The 23,253-nt window shown below is 68.6% G+C and carries 20 protein-coding genes; 3 read left to right on the top strand and 17 right to left on the bottom strand.

Annotated elements, in window-relative coordinates; all coding sequences use genetic code 11:
* Nucleotides 1-59: 59 nt before the first annotated feature.
* Both L8F96_RS06745 and L8F96_RS06750 read right to left on the bottom strand, forming a co-directional pair.
* Nucleotides 60-1,232, bottom strand: a complete 1,173-nt coding sequence (locus tag L8F96_RS06745) for a glycosyltransferase (RefSeq protein WP_334655593.1) — start codon at nucleotides 1,230-1,232, stop codon at nucleotides 60-62.
* Nucleotides 1,229-1,807, bottom strand: a complete 579-nt coding sequence (locus tag L8F96_RS06750; protein WP_334655594.1) for an LbetaH domain-containing protein — start codon at nucleotides 1,805-1,807, stop codon at nucleotides 1,229-1,231. The genes L8F96_RS06745 and L8F96_RS06750 overlap by 4 nt, the downstream gene beginning before the upstream one ends.
* 159 nt (nucleotides 1,808-1,966) lie before the next feature.
* Here L8F96_RS06750 and L8F96_RS06755 point away from each other — a divergent pair, with 159 nt between their 5' ends.
* On the top strand, nucleotides 1,967-3,466 hold the full coding sequence (locus L8F96_RS06755) for a hypothetical protein (protein ID WP_334655595.1): 1,500 nt from the start codon (nucleotides 1,967-1,969) through the stop codon (nucleotides 3,464-3,466).
* Here the strand turns inward: L8F96_RS06755 and L8F96_RS06760 are convergent.
* Genes L8F96_RS06760 through L8F96_RS06770 form a run of 3 tightly spaced genes read right to left on the bottom strand, consistent with a single transcriptional unit; the run spans nucleotide 3,415 to nucleotide 6,745 of the window.
* Nucleotides 3,415-4,443, bottom strand: coding sequence for a glycosyltransferase family 4 protein (locus L8F96_RS06760; RefSeq protein ID WP_334655596.1), 1,029 nt, complete (start codon nucleotides 4,441-4,443; stop codon nucleotides 3,415-3,417). The genes L8F96_RS06755 and L8F96_RS06760 overlap by 52 nt on opposite strands.
* Nucleotides 4,436-5,737, bottom strand: a complete 1,302-nt coding sequence (locus L8F96_RS06765; RefSeq protein ID WP_334655597.1) for a teichoic acid transporter — start codon at nucleotides 5,735-5,737, stop codon at nucleotides 4,436-4,438. The genes L8F96_RS06760 and L8F96_RS06765 overlap by 8 nt, the downstream gene beginning before the upstream one ends.
* 45 nt (nucleotides 5,738-5,782) lie before the next feature.
* Nucleotides 5,783-6,745 carry an alpha/beta fold hydrolase gene (locus L8F96_RS06770; RefSeq protein WP_046407945.1) on the bottom strand — a complete coding sequence of 321 codons (963 nt, stop codon included), beginning with the start codon at nucleotides 6,743-6,745 and terminating at the stop codon, nucleotides 5,783-5,785.
* A gap of 78 nt (nucleotides 6,746-6,823) precedes the next feature.
* Between L8F96_RS06770 and L8F96_RS06775 the strand changes: the two genes are divergently transcribed.
* On the top strand, nucleotides 6,824-7,516 hold the full coding sequence (locus L8F96_RS06775; RefSeq protein ID WP_334655598.1) for a DUF2490 domain-containing protein: 693 nt from the start codon (nucleotides 6,824-6,826) through the stop codon (nucleotides 7,514-7,516).
* Nucleotides 7,517-7,538: 22 nt separating this feature from the next.
* On the opposite strand, the gene L8F96_RS06780 is transcribed toward L8F96_RS06775, so the two are convergent.
* The 12 genes from L8F96_RS06780 to L8F96_RS06835 form a co-directional block, all read right to left on the bottom strand.
* Nucleotides 7,539-8,270 carry an RNA methyltransferase gene (locus L8F96_RS06780; protein ID WP_334655599.1) on the bottom strand — a complete coding sequence of 244 codons (732 nt, stop codon included), beginning with the start codon at nucleotides 8,268-8,270 and terminating at the stop codon, nucleotides 7,539-7,541.
* A gap of 61 nt (nucleotides 8,271-8,331) precedes the next feature.
* A complete protein-coding gene (gene nrdR / locus L8F96_RS06785) occupies nucleotides 8,332-8,793 on the bottom strand; it encodes a transcriptional regulator NrdR (protein ID WP_125945407.1) in 462 nt (153 codons plus the stop codon).
* A gap of 62 nt (nucleotides 8,794-8,855) precedes the next feature.
* A complete protein-coding gene (locus L8F96_RS06790; protein ID WP_164518900.1) occupies nucleotides 8,856-9,032 on the bottom strand; it encodes a hypothetical protein in 177 nt (58 codons plus the stop codon).
* Nucleotides 9,033-9,039: 7 nt separating this feature from the next.
* The gene (gene glyA / locus L8F96_RS06795; protein WP_046407940.1) at nucleotides 9,040-10,362 is read right to left on the bottom strand and encodes a serine hydroxymethyltransferase; all 1,323 of its coding nucleotides are present in this window, start codon (nucleotides 10,360-10,362) and stop codon (nucleotides 9,040-9,042) included.
* Nucleotides 10,359-10,811, bottom strand: coding sequence for a ribose 5-phosphate isomerase B (gene rpiB, locus L8F96_RS06800; protein ID WP_136450985.1), 453 nt, complete (start codon nucleotides 10,809-10,811; stop codon nucleotides 10,359-10,361). The genes glyA and rpiB overlap by 4 nt, the downstream gene beginning before the upstream one ends.
* Before the next feature lie 137 nt (nucleotides 10,812-10,948).
* Nucleotides 10,949-12,991 carry a malate synthase G gene (locus tag L8F96_RS06805; RefSeq protein WP_334655600.1) on the bottom strand — a complete coding sequence of 681 codons (2,043 nt, stop codon included), beginning with the start codon at nucleotides 12,989-12,991 and terminating at the stop codon, nucleotides 10,949-10,951.
* 128 nt (nucleotides 12,992-13,119) lie between these two features.
* Nucleotides 13,120-14,628 (bottom strand): acetyl-CoA acetyltransferase, encoded by a 1,509-nt coding sequence (locus tag L8F96_RS06810; protein ID WP_334655601.1) that lies wholly within the window; start codon nucleotides 14,626-14,628, stop codon nucleotides 13,120-13,122.
* Between the two features lie 2 nt (nucleotides 14,629-14,630).
* Nucleotides 14,631-15,434, bottom strand: a complete 804-nt coding sequence (locus L8F96_RS06815) for a crotonase/enoyl-CoA hydratase family protein (RefSeq protein WP_046408016.1) — start codon at nucleotides 15,432-15,434, stop codon at nucleotides 14,631-14,633.
* 11 nt (nucleotides 15,435-15,445) lie between these two features.
* Nucleotides 15,446-17,713, bottom strand: coding sequence for a CaiB/BaiF CoA-transferase family protein (locus tag L8F96_RS06820; protein WP_334655602.1), 2,268 nt, complete (start codon nucleotides 17,711-17,713; stop codon nucleotides 15,446-15,448).
* Nucleotides 17,710-19,119: a phosphotransferase family protein gene (locus L8F96_RS06825; RefSeq protein WP_334655603.1), complete on the bottom strand. Its 1,410-nt coding sequence runs from the start codon at nucleotides 19,117-19,119 to the stop codon at nucleotides 17,710-17,712. Before L8F96_RS06825 ends, L8F96_RS06820 begins: the two co-directional genes overlap by 4 nt.
* Nucleotides 19,116-20,228, bottom strand: a complete 1,113-nt coding sequence (locus tag L8F96_RS06830) for an Rv3169 family protein (protein ID WP_334655604.1) — start codon at nucleotides 20,226-20,228, stop codon at nucleotides 19,116-19,118. The genes L8F96_RS06825 and L8F96_RS06830 overlap by 4 nt, the downstream gene beginning before the upstream one ends.
* 212 nt (nucleotides 20,229-20,440) lie before the next feature.
* On the bottom strand, nucleotides 20,441-21,040 hold the full coding sequence (locus L8F96_RS06835; RefSeq protein ID WP_046407933.1) for an NADPH-dependent FMN reductase: 600 nt from the start codon (nucleotides 21,038-21,040) through the stop codon (nucleotides 20,441-20,443).
* A gap of 101 nt (nucleotides 21,041-21,141) precedes the next feature.
* On the opposite strand from L8F96_RS06835, the gene L8F96_RS06840 reads away from it, so the two are divergent.
* Nucleotides 21,142-23,250 carry a transglycosylase domain-containing protein gene (locus tag L8F96_RS06840; RefSeq protein ID WP_334655605.1) on the top strand — a complete coding sequence of 703 codons (2,109 nt, stop codon included), beginning with the start codon at nucleotides 21,142-21,144 and terminating at the stop codon, nucleotides 23,248-23,250.
* Nucleotides 23,251-23,253: the final 3 nt, after the last annotated feature.

The following is a 23,253-nucleotide window of genomic DNA, read 5'->3' on the forward strand; positions in this document are numbered from 1 at the left end:
GCCTCCTGTTGTTCGTGCTATGTTCTACAGCGGGCAGGCGGATGTAGGACAGGCGTGCGTCAGGCGCGGTGCTGATCGATCAGCTGCAGGAGGTGATCGGCCGCCGCCTCGATACGAAAGCGGGTGGCGAAGCAGTGGCGCGCGCGCCGCCCCATCACGCTTCGCTGGCGGACAGGAAGCGCGCAAAATCGGGACAGCATCGTCGCCGTATCGGCGGCAGTGGCCGGGGCCACCATCCCGGCGCCATCGGCCAGGATCTCGCGCCAGATCGCGACCTGATCGCTCACCAGCACTGGCGTGCCGGCGGCCAGCGCCTCCGCCACGGCGATCCCGAAATTCTCCTGATGTGACGGCAGCACGAACGCCGCCGCTGCGCGCAGGGCGCCCGCCTTTGCGGCGCCCGAGAGCATGCCCGGAAAATGGACGCGGTCGCGGATGCCCAGCCGGGCAACGCGGTCGCGAAGCCCGGCGACCAGCGCCGCCTCGTCGGGGCCGGCGATCACCAGGTCGATGCCGGGGTCACGCCGCGCGATCGTGGCGAACGCCTCCACCAGCAGGTCGCACCCCTTCTTGCGGTGGATGCGGCCAAGAAACAGCAGAAAGGGGCGCTGTCCCAGCGCTGGTATCTGCTGGCGAAACGCTTGGATCTGCGTGGCCGGATCCCCCGCCAGGTCCGCCGTGCCATAAGGCGTGATCACCGCATTCATGCGCCACGGCCGGAACCCGCCCTCCGCCCGCCGTCGCTCCTCCTCCGTGGTGAACAGCACAGCACGCGCGCCGGCCAGCAGCGGACCTTCCGCCCACCACCAGCTCAGCTGTTTGCCGACATGCTTGAGCGGCATCGTCCGGCGAAACCATGGGTCGAGCATGCCATGCGGAAAGACAAAATAGGGCACGGGCCCGCCGGCCAGCGCCTGCGCCGCGCCGCGCGCGCCATAGCGCCACAGGCCCGAGACGATCACCGCGTCATAGTCCCGCGCATGGCGCTGCAGCCAGGGGACCATCGCGGGCGAATAGCGATACAGCTGCCGCGGATCGCGGCCGCGCGGCGGGCCGAGCGGCACGATCGCGCCCGGGTAATCCGGCAAGTGAAATTCGTCCGGCGGATCGAGCGTCAGCAGGTCCTGCCGATGTCCCTGCCGCGCCCACACTTCGCCCAGCCGGCGCGCGCCCTCGATAGGGCCGCCGGCGCGCGGGTCGGCGCTCGTGATGATCCGCAGCACGCGGGTCATGCAGCCTCCGCGAAGCGGATCGTGCGCGGTCGGATCGCGGCGGCGGGATTGCCGCGATAGACGGTCCAGGGCGCCAGATCGGCGAAGGCACAGCCCCGCGCGCCGAGCACCGCGCCCTCGCCGACGGTAACGCCGGGGCCGACGAACGCCTCGGCCGCCACCCAGGCGCGCGCCCCCACGACGATCGGCCGTGTGTGCAGCGTGAAGGCGGGATCTTCGCTATCGTGCGTGCCGGCGCAAAGATGCGCGCGTTGCGAGACGATGGCGAACCGCCCGATCGTCACCTTTCCCATCGAATAGATGTGCGCGCCCGGCCCGATCGTCGCATGATCGCCGATCGCCAGATTGGCCGGCGACCAGATGCGCGCGCTGCCATAGACATTGGCGGTCGGTGCGACCTGCGCGCCGAATGCCCGCAGCACCAGCCGGCGCCATGCGCGCAGCGGCGGCGGGGTCCATCTGACCAAGAGCAGCCAAGCGACGATCCAGCCGGCACGATACAGCCGGTTGCGGAGCGGAAAGCTGGCGCCCCCCTCCCACATCGGCGCGCCACGCGCGTCGTGCGACTGAGTCATCGCCCCTGTTCCCCCTGCTCCCCGACACGAACGCTAGGGGCTGCGCGAAGCGCGCGCAATCATTCAGATTAACCATGTTTCGCGCTTGCTCATCATGCTCTCGACGGACGACCGCGCGCTGCCTAGGCTGGGCACAGACAGGGAGGAGAGGGCACGGTCGTGAGGGGGCTCGGCTGGCTATATCTGCTGGCGCTCGCTGGGCTTGGCGGCGTGCAGCTCGCCCTGCGCGCCGACGTCTGGCTGCTGGCGATCCTGCTGCTGATCGCGGCCGCGGCGCTATTGCCGCTGACGCGCGGCGGATGGCGGGTGTCCGACGGCCTGTACGCGATCATGATTGTCTATTTCGGCACGGGCGCCCTGGTGGTGAAGACGCTGGCGGGGCAGCCGGTGCAATCCAACCTGCATGTGCCGGATCTGTCCGCCGCCTATCTTCTGGCCGGCTTCGGCTCGATCACCATCGGCTACGGGCTGAGCCAGGGGGTGCGCCGGCCGCTCCGCTTCGCCCGCGCGCTGCGCCGCGTGACCGGGCACGAACCCAATCTGCGCCGGTTCGCGGTACCGATCTTCGCGCTGGGTGCGATGTTCCTGCTCCTCCAGACACAGTTTCGCGCGATCGCCGTGTCGGGCGGCTTCACCGCTGGGGGATTTGGCGGCTTTGGCACCTTCTACCCGCTGCTGATGCTGGGCGCGGCAATGCAGGCGGCGCTCGTCATCCGGCGCCCTGACCAGCGACGCCACGGGCTGGTCCTCGCAGCGATGGCGGCGACGATCCTCGCGCTGACGCTGGCCGACAACACCAAGCGGACCTTGTTCGATTTCCTGTTCGTCGTCGCGCTTGCCTTCGTGGCGCTGAACGGGCGTGTCCGCTGGCGTTGGGTGGTGCCGGGCAGTATCGCCGCCGCCTGTATATTCGCCCTGCTCCTTCCCGCGATTCAGATCGTGCGCACCGATCCCGACGTGCGTGGCACGGCGCGGATCGCGGCGACGTGGGACGTGCTGCGCGCGCATGGCTTCAGCGCGTCGCGGCTCAGTGCAGCACAGGCGCGGGTCGCCACCGGCTATCGCTTTGCCTGGACCGACAGCTACGTCCACCCGCTGACCTGGAACAGCGAGCGTTTCACCATGATCCAGCCGATCGACCAGGTCGCGCGCGGGCTGGCGGAACACGGCACGATGGGCAGCGCTGACCTGTGGCGCGATCCCGCGGAAGCGCTGCTGCCCGGCTTTCTGATCAGGAAATCGCTGGTGACCGCGCCAGACCGGATCGCCTGGCATTACGGCTTCCGCGCCAAGGGGTCGATCGCGCGGCCGGTCGTCGGGCTGATCGCCAGCAGCCTCGCGGCGTTCGGGCTGGCCGGCGTGCTGCTGCTGCCGGGCGCCATCGCCGCGATCAGCTTCACCCTGCTCGACCTCGTGGGCGGGCGCCTCTCCGGCAATGTCTGGGCGGTGTTCCTGCTTGCTGCCACCGCCTTCCTTGCAGAGCGCGAGGCGAGCACCATGCTGGCCTTCTTCTGCCGCAGCTTTCCCTTCATCCTGATCGTCGGCGGGGCGCTGCTGCTGGTCGCACGGCGGCCGCGACGGGCGACGGCAGCGGGCGATGGGCGGGACTATGCGGCGATCAGCGCGCGGAGGTTGGCGACAAACGCCGGCGCGGAATAATGCTGCGCGACGCGGGCGCGCCCGGCGGCGGCCATTGCCTGGGCGAGCGCGGGATCGTCGAGCAGGCGACGCAGCCGCTCGGCAAGCGCCGCTATGTCCGCCGGATCGATCGTGAAACCATCGATGCCATCGCGGATCACCTCCCCCGCCGCGCCGTGGCACGATCCGACAACCGGCAATCCAGCGGCCCACGCCTCCAGATAGACGATGCCGAATCCCTCCTTTGAAGAGGGAAGGGCAAAGACGCTGGCGACCGCAAAGGCATGCGCCAGCGCGGCAGGATCGAGCGCACCGGGCAGGTCGACACGCCCCGCGACGCCCAGCGTCTCGGCCAGCCGCCGCAGAGAATCGCGCAGCGGCCCCTCCCCTACGATCATCAACCGGGCGTCGGGGATGAGCGGCAAGGCGCGGATCAGCGCATCGAGGTTCTTCGCCCCCTCCGCCGCGCCCAATCGGCTGACCGCCAGCACCAGCCGCTGGCGTGTGCCCCGCGCCGGCGGGGCATCCGGTGGCAGATCCACGGCGTTGGGGAAGATCGTGAAACGTGCGTGGGGCAACCCGAACGCCGCGGCCATGCGATCGCGCGAATAGCCGCTCACCACCGCCACCTGGCTGATCGTGCGGGACAACAGCGCCGGTTCCCAGCGACGCACCGCGCGATAGGTGGGGTCGCCCCACACCTCGATCCCGTGCGCGAACAGGATGCGCCGGCCGCGCGGGCGGACCAGCCGGTGAAGCGCAGCCAGCGGCAGCAGGTTGACATGGCCGATCAGCAGCAGGTCGGAGGCGGGGAGCAGGCGAAGCGCCCTGCGGGCGAAGCGCCAGTCGCCCTCGTCCGCCCGCATCACCACGTCGGCAGGCACCGCAAGGCTGGCCAATGCCGCGGCGACGCGACGGTTGAACGCCTGGATCCCGCCATGGCCATGCGCGGCAATGCCGACAAACAGCGCGCGGCCTTGGCCCGGCGGGTTACCCATGCCGCCGCCGACCCGTGAACAGGCAAAGCGCGACCATTGCGAGATGCGCGGCCGCCAGCGCCCCGGCGACCCCGCTCAGCCCGTAGCGCGGCGCGAGCAGCCAGGCGGCACCCACGCCCGCCAGCGCGAGTGCCGCGAAGCCGATCGCCAGCCGCGCGTGGCGGTTGATCGCCGCGCTGGGGCTGAACAGCGCCGACCAGATCATCTCGGCGACCACCGCCAGCACCAGCCACAGGAGGAACGGCGCGGCGACGCGGACGGCATCATGCGTCAGCAGCGCGACCGCCGCGGGGGCGAGCAGGATGATGGCGGCGGCATAGCAAAAGGTCGCGACGAGCGTTGCGCCAACATGCCAGCGGAACAGCACGGATGCCGCCGCCCGCGCGCCCTTGCCGTGAAGCGCGGCATATTCGCTGACCACGCTGTTGTTGATCATGTTGATCCCGGCCGTCCCGAGCCGCGCGACCGTGCGGGTCGTGGCAAAGGCCACCGTCGCGCCGGCACCCAGCAGGCTGCCGGCCACGAGCACGGGCCCTTGCAGCAGCAGGGCGTGGCCGACCGGCATCGCCATATACGCCAGCGCGGGTCGCCAGAGCGCGGACGCCGTGGCGCGATCGGCCGCCCGCCAGCCCAGCGCCAGCCAGCCCGCGGTGCCGCGCAGCCAGCGATAGGCGGCGAAGAGGAACAGCAGCCTGATCGCGACCATGGCGGCTGCCGCCGCCACCAGCCCGCCACCGGCCAGTGCGGCGCCGGCAATCGCCGCGCCCTCCCCCAGCCGTGCCGTTGCCGCCCAGGTTACTTCGCTCGCCGGACGATTCTCGGCCCTGATCCCGGCGCAGACCAGCAGGAACAGCTGGTAGGCGGCCATGTTCAGCGCCAGCAGCAGCAGCGCCGCTCGCGCGGTGCCGGGCGCCACCCCCGCCAGCCCTGGCAGCATGTCAGGGTCGAACAACAGGATCAGCGCAGCGCTCCCCATCAGCAGCGGCGGCAACAAAGCACACAGCAGCGCAAAGACCGTGTGGAAGATGCGCAGCGCCTCATCCCGCCGCCCGCCCGCGACGGCCATGACCATCGCGTTCTTGGCGACGAACGTCAGGCCGAAGTCGCTGAAGCTGAGGTAGAAGGGCACGGCCGACAGCACCAGCCACGCGCCGTACAGCGACGTTCCCCAGGCGCGAAGCAGCACCGGGACCAGCGCCAGCTGAACCGCCAGCGTGACCAGTTGGGCATAGCCCTGCGCAGACAGCGTGCGCCCCAGGCGGCGCGTGATCGACCGGTCAAGCGCGCGCAGCACCGCGCCCGCCCCGATCCGCCGCGCCCGCGCCCCCCATCCGCCGCGTCACCCGAGGCGGCCGAGCCACTCCACCAGCAGGCGATTGACCACATCGGGGCGCTCCTGCTGCGTCCAATGGCCGCAGCCCTCGAGCAAATGGCCCTCGACGCCCGGCACATGCGGGCGCATCAGCGCGATCGGATCGGGCACCGCCCCGAACAAGGTGGTCGCGGGGTCGCGAGTGCCGCCGATGAACAGCGCGGGCTGCTCGATCCGGCGATCCTTGTACGGCTGCAGCCAGGCGAAATCGCGCTCGTGGTTGCGGTAACGGCTGATCGGCCCGAAGAAACCCGAGCGGACGAACTCACCGACATAATAATCGAGGTCCGCCGGCGTCAGCCACGCCGGGAAAGGATCGGGATCGACCATGCCATCGAGCAGCGTCGAGCCGGCCGGCTTGTTGGGCCAGGTGCCATCGGGCGCGTCGCCGGAAATGCCGTAATAGAATTTGCGCAGGAAATCGCGCACATCGCGCTGCGCCTCCTCCTCGGCCGGCCCCACTTCCTGGAACCATTCCTGATAGAAAAAGCGCCCCTTGTTGGTGAAGGCCTGCCGGAACACCTCGGTGAACGGCCGCGCCGGCACGCCGGCATAAGGCACCGACAGCGCGGCCACCGCGCGAAAACGCTCCGGCCGGGTCAGTGCCGAATTCCACACCTGCGGCGCGCCCCAGTCGTGCCCGACGAGGATGGCGGGGTCAGGCTGAAAGGCGTCGGCCACGGCCGCTATGTCGGAAACCAGATGCTCCATGGCATAATCCTCGACCAGCCCCGGCCGGTCGGACTGGCCATAGCCGCGCACGTCGATCGCCGCCGCGGTGAAGCCGGCCGCCGCGACGGGGCCCAGCTGATGCCGCCACGAATACCAGCTTTCGGGAAAGCCATGCACCATCAGGACCAATGGACCCGCGCCTTCCACCGCGACACGCAGCCGTACGCGGCCCGTATCGATCATGCGAAATTCGGGCATCCACTCTCTCCTGACGTTTTATTGCTGTTGCGCGTTGAACCATGACAAGTTGCGGAGGGCGAGGCTAGAGACCGCGCCATGTCGCGTATCCTTGTCCCGACCCTCGCCCTTGCCCTGTTGACCACCATCGCCGCCGCGCCGGTCGCGGCACAGACCAATCACGACGAGGCGCTGTGGGTCAATGCCACGGTGATGGGCCGCATTTCCGGACCGCTGGTATATTTCGCCGAAGTGCAGCCGCGCGTGACGGACGGTGTATCGCGGCTGTCGCAGGTGCTGCTGCGCCCGGCGATCGGCTATCAGATCTCGCCGGCGGTGACGGTGTATCAGGGCTATGCCCATGTCATCGAGCCGCTGGAAAACAGGCCCGACCGCAGCGAGGACCGGTTGTTCCAGCAAGTGACGTGGAATGTCGGCAAGATCGGCCAGCTGGAGGTGCAATCGCGCACCCGGCTGGAACAGCGCTGGCGCTCCGACGGTGACGGCATGTCGCTGCGCGCGCGGCAGATGATGCGGTTCGAATATCCGCTCGCGCCGGGCACCAGGCGAGTCGCGGCGCTGGGATCGGTCGAGGGCTTTGTCGGCCTGAAGTCAGCCGATTGGGGCGGCGTCACAGGGTTCGATCAGGTGCGCACCTTTGTGGGGCTGGAAATCCCGCTGCCGGGCACGTCGACGCTGGAGGCGGGATATCTCAACCAGACCCGCGACGCGCCCGGGCGCCGCGTCGATATGGCGCACGTCGCCTCATTGACGCTGTTCGTTCGCCTTTGACCTGAACGAACGGGGCGGAAGCTCAGCTGCCGCGCTTCGCCTTCGCCCCCGCCAGCGCCGATAGCACGCCGCGCATGGTGCGCACTTCCTGGCTGGTCCATGCCGGCTTGGTCAGCAACGTCCGCAGCGTGCGGCGCGTCGCGGGCGTGCGATCGGGCGGAAAGAAGAAATTCGCTTCCACCAGCATCGTGTCGAGCTGGCCGATCAGCCCCTCCAGCTCCTCCTGCGGGGCGGGCGGATCGAGCGTCACTTCCGGCGGTGACGCGAGCGCCTCGCCCTTTGACCATTCATAGGCGACCAGGATCACCGCCTGGGCGAGGTTGAGGCTGCCGAATTCGGGATTGATCGGCACCGTCAGGATCGTGCGGGCGAGCGCGACGTCGTCGGTTTCCAGCCCCGATCGTTCCGGCCCGAACAGGATCGCGCTGCGCCCCGCCGCGCCGCGCATGTCGGTCGCCGCCTGTTCGGGCGTTACCACCGGCTTGGTGATCCCGCGCTTTCGCACCGTCGTCGCATAGACGTTGGGGCAGTCGGTCACCGCCTCCGCCACGCTGTCGAACACCCTGGCCTGTGCCAGCACGATGTCCGCGCCCGAGGCGGCGGGGCCCGCGGCGGGATTGGGCCAGCCGTCGCGCGGCGACACCAGGCGCATTTCGGTCAGCCCGAAATTGAGCATCGCGCGCGCCGCCTTGCCGATATTCTCGCCCAGTTGCGGACGGACGAGAACGATGACGGGGGGTTGGGAAGAAGCCATGGTGCTGCGCCTATCCGCCAAGGGTCGCGTTCGACAAGTATCGCAGCGGCGCTCGGGCGCCTCAGCCGCGCGCCGCTTCCTCCACGGTGCCGGCGAACTCCTCGAAATCGCGCGCCTCGCTGAAATCGCGATAGACGCTGGCGAAGCGGATATAGGCGACCGAATCGAGGCCCTTCAGCGCCTCCATCACCATTTCGCCGATCCGCTTGGACGTGACCTCGGCCTCGCCGCTGGTTTCCAGCTGGCGCTGGATGCCGCTGACCAGCCGCTCGATGGCGAGGCCGTCGAGCGGCCGCTTGCGCGCCGCGATCCCGATCGATCGCAGCAGCTTCTCGCGATCGAACGGCTCGCGCCGATCCTCCGACTTCACCACGGTCAGCTCACGCAGCTGGATCCGTTCAAAGGTGGTGAAGCGTGCGGCGCAGCCCTCGCACTGACGACGGCGGCGGATCGCGGCGCCATCGTCGGTCGGGCGGCTGTCCTTCACCTGGCTCGCATCATGGCCGCAGAAGGGGCAGCGCATCGTTCAACTCTTCTGGTTGGACGCCCCCGCCGCAGCCGCGACAGGGACGCAGGATGACAGGATCAGATCTTGTCCCGCCGGGCATAAGCGACGCCGGCACCGACAAGCGCGCCCAGCACCGGGCCGACGAACGGCACCGGAATGGCGATGACCGCGCCGATCGCGCCGTACTTGGCCATCTTCTTGCCGAGCCCCGGCGTGTTCTGGACGGTGGTCTGGACTTCCTCGATCTTGGACACGTTCACCTCACTTGTAGATGGGGAAACGAGCGCACAGCGCGCGAACTCGTTCCCGCACGGCCGCCTCGACCTCGGCATCGCCCTTCTCGCCCTTCTTGGCCAGACCGTCGAGCACGTCGGCGACCATGTTGCCGATCTCGCGGAACTCGGCCGTGCCGAAACCGCGGGTCGTGCCCGCCGGGGTGCCGACGCGGATGCCGCTGGTCTTCACCGGCGGCAGCGGATCGTTGGGGATGCCGTTCTTGTTGCAGGTGATGCCGGCACGCTCCAGCGCCTCGTCCGCATCCTTGCCGGTGACGCCGAGCGGGGTGAGATCGACCAGCGCCAGATGCGTGTCGGTGCCGCCGGACACGATCGCCGCGCCGCGCTCCTTCAGCGTTGCCGCCAGCACCTTGGCATTCTCCACCACCGCGGCGGCATAGCTCTTGAACTCCGGCTGCAGCGCCTCGCCGAACGCCACTGCCTTGGCGGCGATGACATGCATCAGCGGGCCACCCTGGAGCCCCGGGAACACCGCCGAGTTGATCTTCTTCGCGATCGCTTCGTCATCGGTCAGGATCATGCCGCCACGGGGGCCGCGCAGCGTCTTGTGCGTCGTGGTGGTGACGACATGGGCATGACCGAACGGGGTTGGGTGGACGCCGCCAGCGACGAGGCCCGCGAAATGCGCCATGTCGACCATGAAGAACGCGCCGACCTTGTCCGCGATCGCGCGGAAGCGGGCGAAATCGATGTGACGGGGATAGGCCGAACCGCCGGTGATGATCAGCTTGGGCTGTGTCTCGATCGCCTGACGCTCGACCGCGTCATAATCGATCAGGTGCGTGTCCGGCGTGACGCCATATTGCACGGCGTTGAACCACTTGCCGCTCATCGCCGCGCGCGCGCCGTGCGTCAGGTGCCCGCCCGAATCGAGGCTGAGGCCCATGATCGTGTCGCCCGGCTTCACCAGCGCCAGCATCACCGCGCCATTCGCCTGCGCGCCCGAGTGCGGCTGCACATTCGCAAAGCCGCAGTTGAACAGCTGCTTCGCGCGATCGATCGCGAGCTGCTCCACCTCATCGGACGGGTGGCAGCCCTGATAGTAACGCTTGCCGGGATAACCCTCGGCGTACTTGTTGGTGAAGACCGAGCCCTGCGCCTCCAGCACCGCCTTGGAGACGATGTTCTCGGACGCGATCAGCTCGATCTGAGTCTGCTCACGGTCCAGCTCATGCTCGACACCGGCGAACACCGCGGGATCAGCATCGGCGAGACCGCGGGTGAAGAAGCCGCCCTCGACAGCATAAGGCGTCTGAACCTCGTTCAGCGTGGTTGGGTTGGTGCTCATGCTGGCTCCTTCTGGAAATCAGGCGCGCCGAGCTTGTCGACGCGGGGGGCGTGGCGGCCGCCGGCAAAGGCGGTGTCGAGGAAGGCGGTGACGCAGGCCTTGGCCATGTCCTCGCCGATCAGGCGGGCACCAAGCGCGATGGCGTTGGCGTCATTATGCTCGCGCGACAAAGCGGCGGCGAGCGGATCGGACACGAGCGCACAGCGCAGCGCGGGATTGCGGTTCACCGCGATCGAAATGCCGATACCCGAACCGCATAGGGCAATGCCGCGCTCGGCCTCACCCGCGGCGACCGCTTCGGCCAATTTGTATCCGTAATCGGGATAATCGACCCGCGCGTCGGTGTCGGGCCCGAGGTCGAGAACATCATGCCCGCCCTCGCGCAGCCAGGCGACAAGCGTCGCCTTCAGCGACACGGCGGCGTGATCGGAAGCGACGGCGACTCGCATGGGGTTCAGCGATGCTCTCGGCAGTGGTGGATGCGCGGCCCTTTAGCCGCGGTGTCACGATAATGCCACCGTCGCGATCGCCACCGCTCGCCTCCCCCGCGCCGGGACATGGCCGGGCGCGAGGGATAGGGCGCGGATCAGGCGGCCTTGGCTGCCTGGCGGAAACGGTGGAGCAACGGCTCGGTATACCCCGACGGCTGCTCCACCCCTTCGAAGATCAGCGCGCGGGCCGCACGGAAGGCATGACCGTCCCAGTCGAGCGAGCGATACAGCGGGTCGCCCGCATTCTGCGCATCGACCTTCTTCGCCATCCGATCGAGCGCCTCGTCCACCTCATCTTCGGTGCACACGCCGTGGAGCAGCCAGTTGGCGATATGCTGCGAGGAAATACGCAGCGTCGCGCGATCCTCCATCAGTCCCACGTCATGGATGTCGGGCACCTTGGAACAGCCGACGCCCTGGTCGATCCAGCGCACGACATAGCCAAGGATCCCCTGGCAATTGTTGTCCAGTTCCTCGCGGATCTCCTCCGGCGTCCAGTTGCGACCCGGCGCCGCGAACGGCACGGCCAGCAGCTTCGCCAGCGGCGGCGGCGCCTCGCCCACGATCTCCTTCTGCCGCGCGAACACGTCGACCTGATGGTAATGCAGCGCGTGGAGCGTCGCCGCGGTGGGCGACGGCACCCAGGCGGTGTTGGCGCCGCTTTTCGGGTGCGCGATCTTCTGCTCCAGCATGTCGGCCATCATGTCCGGCGCGGCCCACATGCCCTTGCCGATCTGCGCCTTGCCGGAAAGGCCACAGGCAAGGCCGATGCGCACGTTGCGATCCTCATAGGCCTTGATCCACTCGGCGCCCTTCATCTCCGCCTTGCGGATCACCGCGCCGCCTCGCATCGCGGTGTGGATCTCGTCGCCGGTGCGATCGAGGAAGCCGGTGTTGATGAAGGCGATCCGGTCGCGCACCGCATGGATGCACGCGGCGAGATTGGCCGAGGTGCGACGCTCCTCGTCCATCACACCGACCTTGATCGTGTGGCGGTCGAGGCCGAGCAGATCCTCCACCGCATCGAACAGCCGGTTGGTGAACGCCGCTTCGTCCGGCCCATGCATCTTGGGCTTCACGATATAGATCGATCCGGTGCGGCTGTTCTGCAGCGTGCCGAGCCGCTTCAGATCATGCAGCCCGATCAGCGAGGTGACGATCGCGTCGAGGATCCCCTCCGGCGCGTCGCTGCCATCTTCGAGGCGCAGCGCGGGCGTCGTCATCAGATGGCCGACGTTGCGCACGAACAGCAGCGAACGGCCCGGCAGCGTGAAGCTGGAGCCGCTCGGCGATTGATAGGTCCGATCGCCGGCCAGCTTGCGGTTCAGCGTCGCGCCGTTCTTCTCGAACGTCTCGACAAGATCGCCGCGCATCAGGCCCAGCCAGTTGCGGTACGCCGCGACCTTGTCCTCCGCGTCGACCGCGGCCACCGAATCCTCCAGGTCGACGATCGTCGTCAGCGCCGATTCGAGGATCACGTCGGCGATGCCGAACGGATCGGTCTTGCCGATCGGGGACTCGCGATCGACCACGATCTCGATGTGCAGCCCGTTATGGACGAACATCACGCCCTTATCGAAGCGCGCGAAGCGATGCGGGCAGTCACCGCCCGTCAGCGCCGCTTCCCAGCCCGGCAGCGTTTCATCGAGGAACGCCCGCGCCCGCGCGATCACCTCAGCGCCGCGATCGGCATCATAGCCGCCCGGCTTCGCCTTCCCCGGCAGCGCATCGGTGCCGTAGAATGCGTCGTAAAGGCTGCCCCAGCGCGCATTGGCGGCGTTCAGCACGAAGCGCGCGTTGAGGCTCGGCACCACCAGCTGCGGCCCGGCCATCGTAGCAATCTCGGGATCGACATTCTGCGTGCCGATGGTGAACGGCGCCGGCTCTGGCACGAGATAGCCGATCTGCGTCAGGAACGCCTCGTCGACCGGCTCGCCGGCCATATAGCGCGCGTCGATCGCCGCCTGCAGCTCCTCGCGGCGGGCAAGCAGCGCCTTGTTCTCCGGCGTGAAGCGATCGAAGATCGCCGCGGCGCCCTGCCAGAAGGCGTCAGCCGAAATGCCGGTGCCGGCAAGCGCCTCCTCCTCGACAAAGGCGGCAAGGCGATCATCGACCGAAAGGCCGGCGCGGGTCTGCATGGGGGATTCCTCCTGACGTTACCAACAGCGCCTGGGGAGGGCACCGCCGCGATTAATCGATGCCGCGGTGGGAGTGCAACGCCCAATTCCTCCCCGAGGTCCGCCCGGGGAGGATTGATCGGGCCCGATCAGGAGGCGCGTTTCCACACCATCAGTTCGCCCTCGGCAACCACTTGGCCAGGCGTTCCGACGGGCTCCGCACTGCCGTCGCTGAGGAAAGCGATCGTCGCCGCATCGCTCGCCGGCACCTGCGCCAGCGTGCGCTTCCCATCCGGCAGCTTCGCCACGACCACCCCGGCCTTTGCCGAACCGTCACGGTTGTAGAAGACGGTGTAGGTCTCGACCTCAGCCGGTCCGCTATAGTCCTTCACCAGTTCCGGCACCGCCCCGCGCGCAGCATCCGCCTCGGCCTGCAGGTCGAACTCATGTGCCTCTCCCGCGCCAGGCAGCGGCTTTGTGCCGAGCACGATCGCGTGATTGTGCGTGGCAAAGCCGCCATTGGCGAACAACAGCCCCTTCTCGCCCTCGCCGGCGCGCAAGCTGTCGACCATCTCGGCTACGGCGTGCGCCATGTAATTGCCGATCGGCCCGCCGCCGAAGGTCAGCCCGCCGAACACCGTCGCGGGCTTCTCCACCGGCCAGCCGATCACCCGCCGCGCCATCTTGGGCACGCAGGGGAAGCAGGAATAAAGCTCGACCAGGTCGAGATCGTCCGCCGTCACCTCGTTGAACTCGAGCGTGCGGCGGAGGCACACTTCCATGCTGGGCGACGTGTCGTAGCGGTCACGAGCGAGAAAATCGTCCGCCTCATGCGCGCTGGCGCCGCGCCCGACATAGATGATCCGCTCCTCCGGCACGCCGCGCCGTCGTGCTTCGGCAAGGCTGGTGACGATGAAGCCGGCGCCCTGATTGACGCTCGAATTGGCCACCATCAGCTTGGTGTAGGGGAAGGCGATCGGGCGATTGTCCGCGGTCGGCTCGACGATCTCCTGCGGTGACTTGGGCGCATGGATCCACGCCGCCGGCGTCTGCGCCGCGATCTCGGAAAAGCGTGACCAGATCTCGCCTGACTCACGCTGCCCTTCGTCCAGCGTCTGGCCATAAGCCGCACGCCCGGCATTCTCGTAGAGCGGATAGACGTCGACCGGCGTCGCCAGGCCATAGATCTGGCGATAGCCGGGCTTCGCGCCCTTGCTCAGCGTGCGCAGCGGGTTCTGGTCCGCAACGCTCGTCTTCGCCGCGATCGCCGCACGCTGGCTGGCGGTGCGCAGCGCCTCGCCGCCGGTCACCGCCGCGATTTTGATCTCGCCGCGCGCGATCCGATTCGCCGCCTCGTTCAGCAGCAGGATCGGGCTGTCGCCATTGGGACCGACCGATTCATAGACGATCCCCGCCGTCGATCCGATCCCGTCCGCCACCTTCTGCGCCAGCGGATTGTCCTTGCGGAAGCTGATCTGCTGCACGACCGCGACGGAATCCACGTCCGCCAGCCAGCCGCCGCCGGCATCCTTGTCGGCCTCCTCCAGCGCGGCGATCATCAGGCCCAGCGCATCCTTGCCCGCCATCGGATCGGCCGGGCGGTCATTGACCTGCCCGACCCCGACGATGACCGCGACCTTCTCCGGGTCAGTCGCCATGTTCAGCGCGCCTTCCACACCGGCGCGCGCTTCTCGGCGAACGCCTTGGGCCCTTCGCGCGAATCCTCGCTGGTGAAGACGATCTTGGTTTCCTCGCGGTTCTGCGCCCAGGCCGCTTCCTCGCGCTCGACCCGGCCATTCGAAATGCCCTGCGCCATCCGCTTCGACGCCTGCACCGACAGCGGCGCGTTGACGGCGATCCGCTCGGCCAGCGCAAAGGCGGTGTCGAGCAGCTGCTCACGCGGGGCGACGGCGTTGATCAGGCCCAGTTCCAGCGCGCGGTTGGCGTCGATCGGATCGCCGGTCAGGATCATCTCCATCGCGATCTTCTTGGGCAATTGCTCGGGCAGCCGGAACACGCCGCCGGCGGCCGCAAACAGGCCGCGCTTGGGCTCGGGCAGGCCGAACTTCGCCTCATCAACGGCCACGGCGAGGTCACAGGCCAGCGTGATTTCCAGCCCGCCGCCCAGCGCCATGCCGTTCACCGCCGCGATCACCGGCTTGGAAATGGCGTGGCTGACGATCCCGGCAAAGCCCCATGCGGCCTTGGTCTTGTCGTCCGGCGCCAGGCTCTCCCCACGCGACAGCGCGACGAGGTCGGCACCCGCGCAGAACGACTTGTCGCCCGCGCCCGTTACGATGACGACGCGGATCTCTGGATCCTTGTCCGCCGCCTCCAGCGCATCGCCTACGCCCTCATGGACGAAGCGGTTGACCGCGTTGCGCGCTTCCGGGCGGTTGATCGTGATGAGCATCACATTGCCGCGCGTTTCGACGGTGACGGCTTCATTGCCAAGGTCGGCCATATTGATCCCTTTCATGCTGCTTGTTCGATGATCTTCCCGGCCAGCAGCGAAGCGACGCGATCGTCGCTCCACCCCAGCCAATCCTTGATGACGGTGGCGCTGTGTTCGCCGATCCGCGGCGCGGGCCGCTGGTCCGGCGGCGGCACCCGGTCGAAGCGGGTGAGCGCGCCCTCGACGATGAACGGGTCGGGCAGCAGCGGGTGCCGCGCGGTGCGAAACGTGCCGAGCGCGCGAAACACGGGAAGGTCGGGAAGGTCCACCACGCGGACCATCATGCCCGCCGCCAGCCCCGCCAACTGAAGCTGTGCCATCACGTTGTCGGCCGGCTGCGTTCGCGACCATTGTTCGGGCTCGTCACCGGCGATCGCCTTCAGGGCCCGGTGATCCGCCGCGTCACGCAGCGTCACGGCGCACCATTCGTCCTCGCCAGCGCACGGAAGAAGACGATCCTCCGCCGGATCGCCGCTGACCGTCAGCCCCTCCGCGCGGGCGGCGGCCGCGGCGATCTCCACTGCCTTGTGCCCCAGCATCTCTTCCGCCTGGCTGACGCTCGCCGTCCCGCCGGTGCCGGTGCGCATCCGCCGGATCAGCAGCGCCAGCGCGCCGATCGCGCTGATCCGGCCAGCGACGTGATCGGGATAGACGGTGACTGTGTCGGAGAAGCTGTCGGGCTCGCCCGGATAGGTCCATTGCGTGCTGAGCCCGGCGGAGGCGCGCACCAGCGGGCCATAGCCCAGCCGGCGCGACCAGGGCCCGGTCGGCCCGAAGGCGGAACTGTCGACGCTGACCAGCCGCGGATTGGCCTCGACCAAGGTCGCGGCATCCAGCCCCAGCGCATCGAGGGTGCCGGGCTTGAAGTTCGACAGCAGCACATCGGCCTGCCGCACCAGATCGAGGAACAGCGCACGCCCCTCCGGCGCCTTGAGATCGATCGACAGCCCGCGTTTGTTGCGGTGGCCGGCCGCAAAGGTGAGGCTCACCGGATCGTCGTCGCGCGACTGGCGCTGCCCGTCGGGGAAAGCGGCATTTTCCACCTTCACCACGTCGGCGCCAAAGTCGGCGAGCAGCCGCCCGGCCTCTCCCCCGACGACGATGATCCCCATGTCGAGCACGCGCAGGCCGGCGAGCGGGTAATCGGCCGCTGGCGGAGGATCGAAGCGCGGCCGCGCCGTCGCGAACGCCGTATTCTCGCCCGCCAGAGGGTCGCGAGCGGCAGGCGACACCCCGGCGCGCTCGCCGTCGATCTCGATCGTGCCGTTGGGGAAGGGCAAGGTGATGCCGGGCGCTATTTCCACCGGCACGAAGGCCTCGCGCGCCGTCATCTGCGCCGTCGCGATCGCTTCCTCGACGGTGAGCAGTCCGGCGGCCGGGATTCCGCGTCCCGCCGCCTCTTCCTCGATCTCGGCGCGGGTCTTGTCGGCAAAGAAGCGCGTGATCGCCGGCAGCAAGGTGGTGGAGCGGAAGCGGGTCATCAGCTTCTCCCACTCCGGCCCGGCAAACTCGTCCGGCTCCCCCAGCCACACGAACATGCTGCGCCACTGGCGGGGCGCGAGGACGCACAGCCGCACGAAGCCATCAGCGCAGGGCAGGATCGGATAGCGATAGCGTTCGTCGGTGCGACCGCGCGGCTGCTTCCAGCTTGGCACCCCCGATTGCGCGCTGCCGTTCAGGCCGAAGCCCGGATCAAGCGCCTGCATCGCCGCCTCGAGCAGCGTCATGTCGAGGTGATCGCCCTCGCCGGTGCGCAAGCGGCGGATCAGCGCGCCGAGCGTCGCGACCACCATTTGCGTCGCTGCGGTTTCCAGCGTCAGGCGGCCCGGCGGCAGCAGCGGTGGCCGGTCCGGCAGGCCGGAGCGCGACAGGCTGCCGGTCAGCGCGTGCAGCACCGCGTCGCTCGCACGCCAGTCCTTCCACGGGCCGACGGTGCCGAAATCGCTCAGCGTGACATGAATGATCTGCGGCGCCGCACGGCGAAGTGCCGCGTGATCGAGCCCGGGGAGCTGCGCCTCGAGCAGGATATCCGCCCCCGCCGCCAGCGCCAGAAAGCGATCCTGATCGCGCGGCAGGTCGATCGTGACGGCGCGCTTGCCAAGGTTCGCCGCAACAAAGTCGAGGCTGATGTCGCCGACCATCATACCGGCGCGGCGATCCACGCCCCCGCCGCGGGACTCGATGCGGATGACCTCGGCGCCCAGTTCCGCCAACAGCCGCCCCGCCGATCCGAGCACGCCGGGAACGGCATCCAATACGCGTATCCCGGTGAGCGGCAGGTCGGTCATAGCGGCCAGGCGAGCTCCCGCCGTGCGGCGCTCTCGCGGTAGAAATCGAGCAGCGGCCGCTCGTCCTCGCGCGTCCGCGCAACCTCGTCATGATGCGCGATCAGCGCCTCGGCCAGCGTCGCCCAGGCGCCGTCCAGCGCGTCCAGCGTCTCGCCCTCGTTGGTAACCGGAGCATCGTCGCCGAGCAGCCGGCGCATGTCGGCAATATCGGCGCGGCGCCAGGCGGCAGCCTTCTCCGCCTCCTGCGCGCCGAGCAGCGCGAGCAGCGCCGCCACGGTCAGCGTCGATCCGGCGAAGGCATCGCTCGCACCCACCTTCTCCCCCGCCCCGGCGGCGGCGATGCCAGCACCGATCAGCACCTGCGCCAGATCGCTGGTGGGGAGGGCCGGCACCGGATCGAACACCGATCCGCCAAGCTGCGCGGCGATGATCGCCTCCTGCCGCCGCGCGGTGTACCAGCCCGAAACGGCGAGTACCGGATCCTGCCGCCCGCCGTCGACGAACTCGCGAAAGGCGGAGATCCAGATCGCCATTCCCTTCACCGATGCGAACAGCGACCACCAGTGCATTGCCGCGGGGTCGACGGTCAGCCCGCTGGCGCGCTCCCAGATCGCGATCGCGTCCGGGCGCGGCAGCATGCCGCTCGCCGCGCCGGGGATGAAATGATCCCAGATCGGGTCCAGCGCCCAGCCCAGATCCTCCAGCGGATCGCCGAGATGCGCCATTTCCCAGTCAAACATCGCGCGCATCCCGCCCGCGCCGTCGTGCATGACGTTGCCGGAGCGGTAATCGCCATGAACGATCGCAACACGCTGCGCCGGCGGCGGCGGATTGGCGCGCAGCCAGCGGATCGCGGCGCGCGCGATCGGCTGCGGCTGCAGCGCGTCCTCCTCGATCACCCCTTCCCAATAATCGAGCGCGATCCGCCAGCATTGGTCGGGCTCGGGCATCGGCACATGATCGGCGAGCGGCGTACCGGTCGGATCATGCGCCGCCAGCCGGCCCAGCGCGCCGAAGAACGCCTCGCCCAGCGCCGGCCCATGTGCGCCGAACGGATCGCGGGCGAAGCTGCTCGCGACTTCGCCGCCCTCGATCCGCTCCATGATGAAGAACGGTCGGCCAAGCTCGGCGCCATCGGGCTCCAGCGCCACCGCACGCGGCACGGGGACCACACCGGCGGCGCTTTGATAGGCGCGAAACTCGGTCGCGCTTTCGGTGTCGATCAGGCCCTTTGCCGGCTCGCGCCGCAGGATCAGCCGGTGGATGTTCGCGCCGGCATGGGCATTGAAGCGATAGGTCTCGCGGCTCGCGCCGCCGGGGATCCGGGCGAGATCCGCCACCCGCACCGGCTGTTCCCAGACGCGCGAGAGATAGGCCTCGATCTCGGTTGCGGTCAGCGTCGTCATGCCGGGTCGAGCACGCCCTTGAAGCCCGACGGCGCGTGCGGCCCCATCACCAATTGCTCGAGCACCCCCTTGCCGCGCCGCACCTTGCCGTCCGGTCCCGTCATGGTGACGGTGGCCAGCGCCTGGACGTGCAGATGGTGCGGCTGCATCGGGTCCATCTCCGCGGGTACGAAATCCTCGCGCTCCACCGTCAGCCCGTCGCCCTGGTGCCGGCCGTGGCTCCACTTGGGGTGGGTATAGCCAAGGCCAAGCATCATGAACTGCTGGCCCAGGTCGAACTCGACCTTCGTTTCCTGACCCTCTTCGTCCTTCAGCGTGACGCTTGCAGCCTGGGCGTGGCGTGATCCCTGCTTCCACTGCACCTGATAGTCGGATTCGAAATGCGTCTCATCCTCGATCCCGCCGCCCAGCGGCTTCCACGCCGCGCGGCGATTCCAGAAGCGGCCATGCTCGTCGTCGTTGGTGTGGAAATAGAAGTCCCCGTCCTCCATCGCGGTCGGGCTCCACAGCCAGAAGAATTGCGGCGCAATAGGCGGGCTGGCTGGCTGCGCATCGGGCGCACCGATCGGGCGCACACCCCAGGAGCGGTCGCGCGTGCCCAGCCAGCCGTTCACCTCGGTCCGCTCGCCATCGACCTCGATCCAGCCCTGATAGCTGCCGTTCTGCGTCATCCGCGTCACGTCCATCAGCACGCGCGGGCCGTTGCGGCGGGTAAAGCGCGGCTCCTCCAGCGGGAAGGCGCGGCCGGTGAAGGTCAGCTCGGCGCGGATCTTGTGCTCGGGCGAATTGACCTTGAGCTTCACCGACTTGAGCGGCTCAAGCACCTCGACCGCGATCCCGCCGACCTGCGTGTCCATCCGCTCCATGTTGAGGCCGCGGCTGGCGTGCAGATTCACCTGCTTGCCGTCCTTCAGCCAGCAGAAGCTCGCGTCGATGATGTTGATATGCGGATAGACGCCCATCGCGGCGGCGAAGAAGCCGTCTTCGTCCGCGCCGGGGGCATAGCCGTTGAAGAAGAAGCGATCGTAGAAATTGCGGTCCGTCCCCGCATAAGCGACCGGCTCGGCGGTCTGGTGGATCGGATATTCGTCGCCCTTGGTCAGCACCATGCCCGCTCTCTCCATCACATCCTTGGCCGATCTGTCGTCGGCTCAAGGGCGGAGGTGGACCAGCGGCGGCGGCCCTGTCAACGCCAAGATAACAGAAGTTACGTTACGATGACGCGCTGGTGCGGGCGGGTGCGTCAACCAAGCAGACACTGGCCCAACCACCCGGCGACACGGGCGGGGCAAAGCCGCCACCCGTGCGCCTCCGGTCTGGCTCAGCCGCGCGCGAGCGGTGCGAAGCGGGCGACCTGCTTGCCCACCATGCGCAATTGCTCGACCACCGCCGGGTCGTTCGCCCCGCCCTCGGCATCGAACTTGGTGATCGCGCTGTTGATCGCGGCGGCGAAAGGCGTCGGCCAGCCGCGCAGCGCATGGACGATCGATCGCAGCGCGGCGATCGTCGATCCCGTCGCCTGCCAGCCATAAGCAGTCGCGATCAGCCCCACCGGCATGTCGGCAAGATAGGTCCGCTCGGCATCGCGCGCGGTTTCCTCCAGCAGGTCGAGCGCGTTCTTCACCACGCCCGAAATGCTGCCGTGATAGCCGGGCGAGGCGATGATCAGCGCCGACGCGCCGCGCACCGCGTCGACGAATTCCTGCTCCTCGGCGGTGCGGCCGGGCGCCTTGGGGTCATAGAGCGGGAATTTCGCCATGTCGGCACCACCGAACAGGCGCGTGCGGAAACCCTGCTCGCCCGCCGCGTCCAGCGCGATCCGAAGCGCGCGTTCGGTGGAGGATATGCCACCAATGGTGCCGCCAATGCCCACGACCAACGGTCTGTCGTCCAATTGAAATGCTTTCTCTTCGCCGCTCATGCGCCTATCCCTCGCACGGTGCGCACCCTTGCGGCAACTGTCATACTGAAGTAATACGCCCGATGGCTGACCGCCGAGATGATTCCATGCGCCCGAGCTCCATGCGCCCTGACCCCTTCGATCCCAGCCAGCACGACGGTGGCCGCATCCGCTATCACCATGCCCCCGGCGAGGCGCGTGATCCCATGCCCGATTTCGCGGCGTGGCGCGACGGCGACCTGCCGGGCGAGGACGGAGCGGCGACAAGCCGCGCAACGCGCTTCCGCCTGCCACGGGTGTCGATGCGCTGGATCATGCGCGGGCTCGGGGCAGCCGTCATCCTGCTGGTGCTGGCGATCATCTGGCTGGCGATCACCGCGCCCTTGTCGCAATCGCTGAAACCGCCGACGCCCCCGTCGATCACGCTCACCGCGTCCGACGGCACGCCGATCGCGCGGCGCGGCGCAATCATCGCCCAGCCGGTCGATGCTGCGAAGCTGCCCGCGCATGTCCGCGAAGCGTTCATGGCGATCGAGGACCGGCGCTTCTATTCGCACTGGGGCATCGATCCGCGCGGCATTGCGCGTGCCGCCTGGGCGAATTTCGGCTCCGGCGGGGTGCGTCAGGGTGGCAGCACGATCACGCAGCAGCTGGCCAAGAACGCCTTTCTCGATTCCGATCGTACCGCCGCGCGCAAGATCCGGGAGGTGTTCATCGCCTTCTGGCTGGAGGCGTGGCTGAGCAAGGACGAGATCCTCTCCCGCTATCTGTCGAACGTCTATTTCGGCGACAACGTCTATGGCCTGCGCGCCGCGTCGAACCATTATTTCGGGCGTGAGCCAGAGAAGATGAACATCGGCCAGGCGGCGATGCTGGCCGGCCTCGTCAAGGCGCCGTCACGGCTCGCTCCGACCAGCAACCTGAAGGGCGCGCGCGATCGCCAGAAGGTGGTCGTCGCGGCGATGGTCGACGCCGGTTTCCTGACCAAAAGCGAGGCAGCCGACGTGCAGCCGCAGCGCGTCAAGGCGCGCCGCGCCCAGCAATTGCCCACCGGCACCTATTTCGCCGACTGGGTATTGCCCGATGCGCGCGACCAGGCCGGCGAGGTGCAGACCGAGGCGACGGTGCGCACCACGCTGGACCGCGATCTGCAGCGCAATGCCGAACGCGTCATCCGCCAGGCCGGATTGCGCCAGGCGCAGGCCGCGCTGGTGGCGATGAAGCGCAATGGCGAGGTCGTCGCGATGGTCGGTGGGCGCGATTACAAGAAAAGCCCGTTCAACCGCGCCACCCAGGCGAGGCGCCAGCCGGGATCGACGTTCAAGCTGTTCGTCTACCTCGCCGCGCTGCGCGCCGGCATGTCCCCCGACACGATCGTTGACGATTCGCCGGTCGAGATCGCCGGGTGGAAACCAAAGAACGACGACGGCCGCTATCTCGGCGACATCACGCTGCAACGCGCCTTCCAACGATCCTCCAACGTCGTCGCCGCGCGGCTGACGCAGGAGGTCGGCGTGCGCAACGTGATCCGCGCCGCGCGCGACCTCGGCATCACCACCCCGATCGCCAATGAGGCGACGATTGGCCTGGGCACGTCGGAAGTATCGCTACTGGAACTGACCGCTGCCTTCGCCGGCGTGTCCGAGGGCCGCTATCCGGTGCAGCCGCACGGCCTGCGCAACGTCGCGGACAAGAGCTGGTACCAGGCGCTGACCGATGGCCAACGCACGATGCCGCGCCGCATCCATGACGACATGCTGACCCTGCTTGCCGCCTCGATGCGCGGTACGGGCCGCGCGGCGGCGCTGTCGGTCGATGCCTATGGCAAGACGGGCACGTCGCAATCGGGACGCGACGCGTGGTTCATCGGCTTTGCGGGCGATCTGGTAGTCGGCGTGTGGGTCGGCAATGACGACAATACCCCCAACCCCGGGCTTCACGGCGGCGGGATCCCGGCGCAGATCTGGCGCAATTTCATGGTCAGCGCACTCGATCTTGCGCCGGTCGTGAAGGCGCCGGTGGTCGAGGATGTCGATCCCGATGCCGGGCTGATCGCCGACGTCGAAAACGAAATCGCGCCGATCACCGCGCCGATCGAGGGGTTGGGGATGGATCTTCAGATCGGGCCGGATGGCTCGGTCAGCATCGCCCGTCCCGAGGGCCCGCCCCCGCCGCGCCGGCGCGAGGAACGCGAACCGGTCTTCGAGGACGGACCGCCAGGCTTCTACTAGTCG

This window comes from Sphingomonas panaciterrae, from assembly GCF_036890205.1.
Lineage (GTDB): Bacteria > Pseudomonadota > Alphaproteobacteria > Sphingomonadales > Sphingomonadaceae > Sphingomonas > Sphingomonas panaciterrae.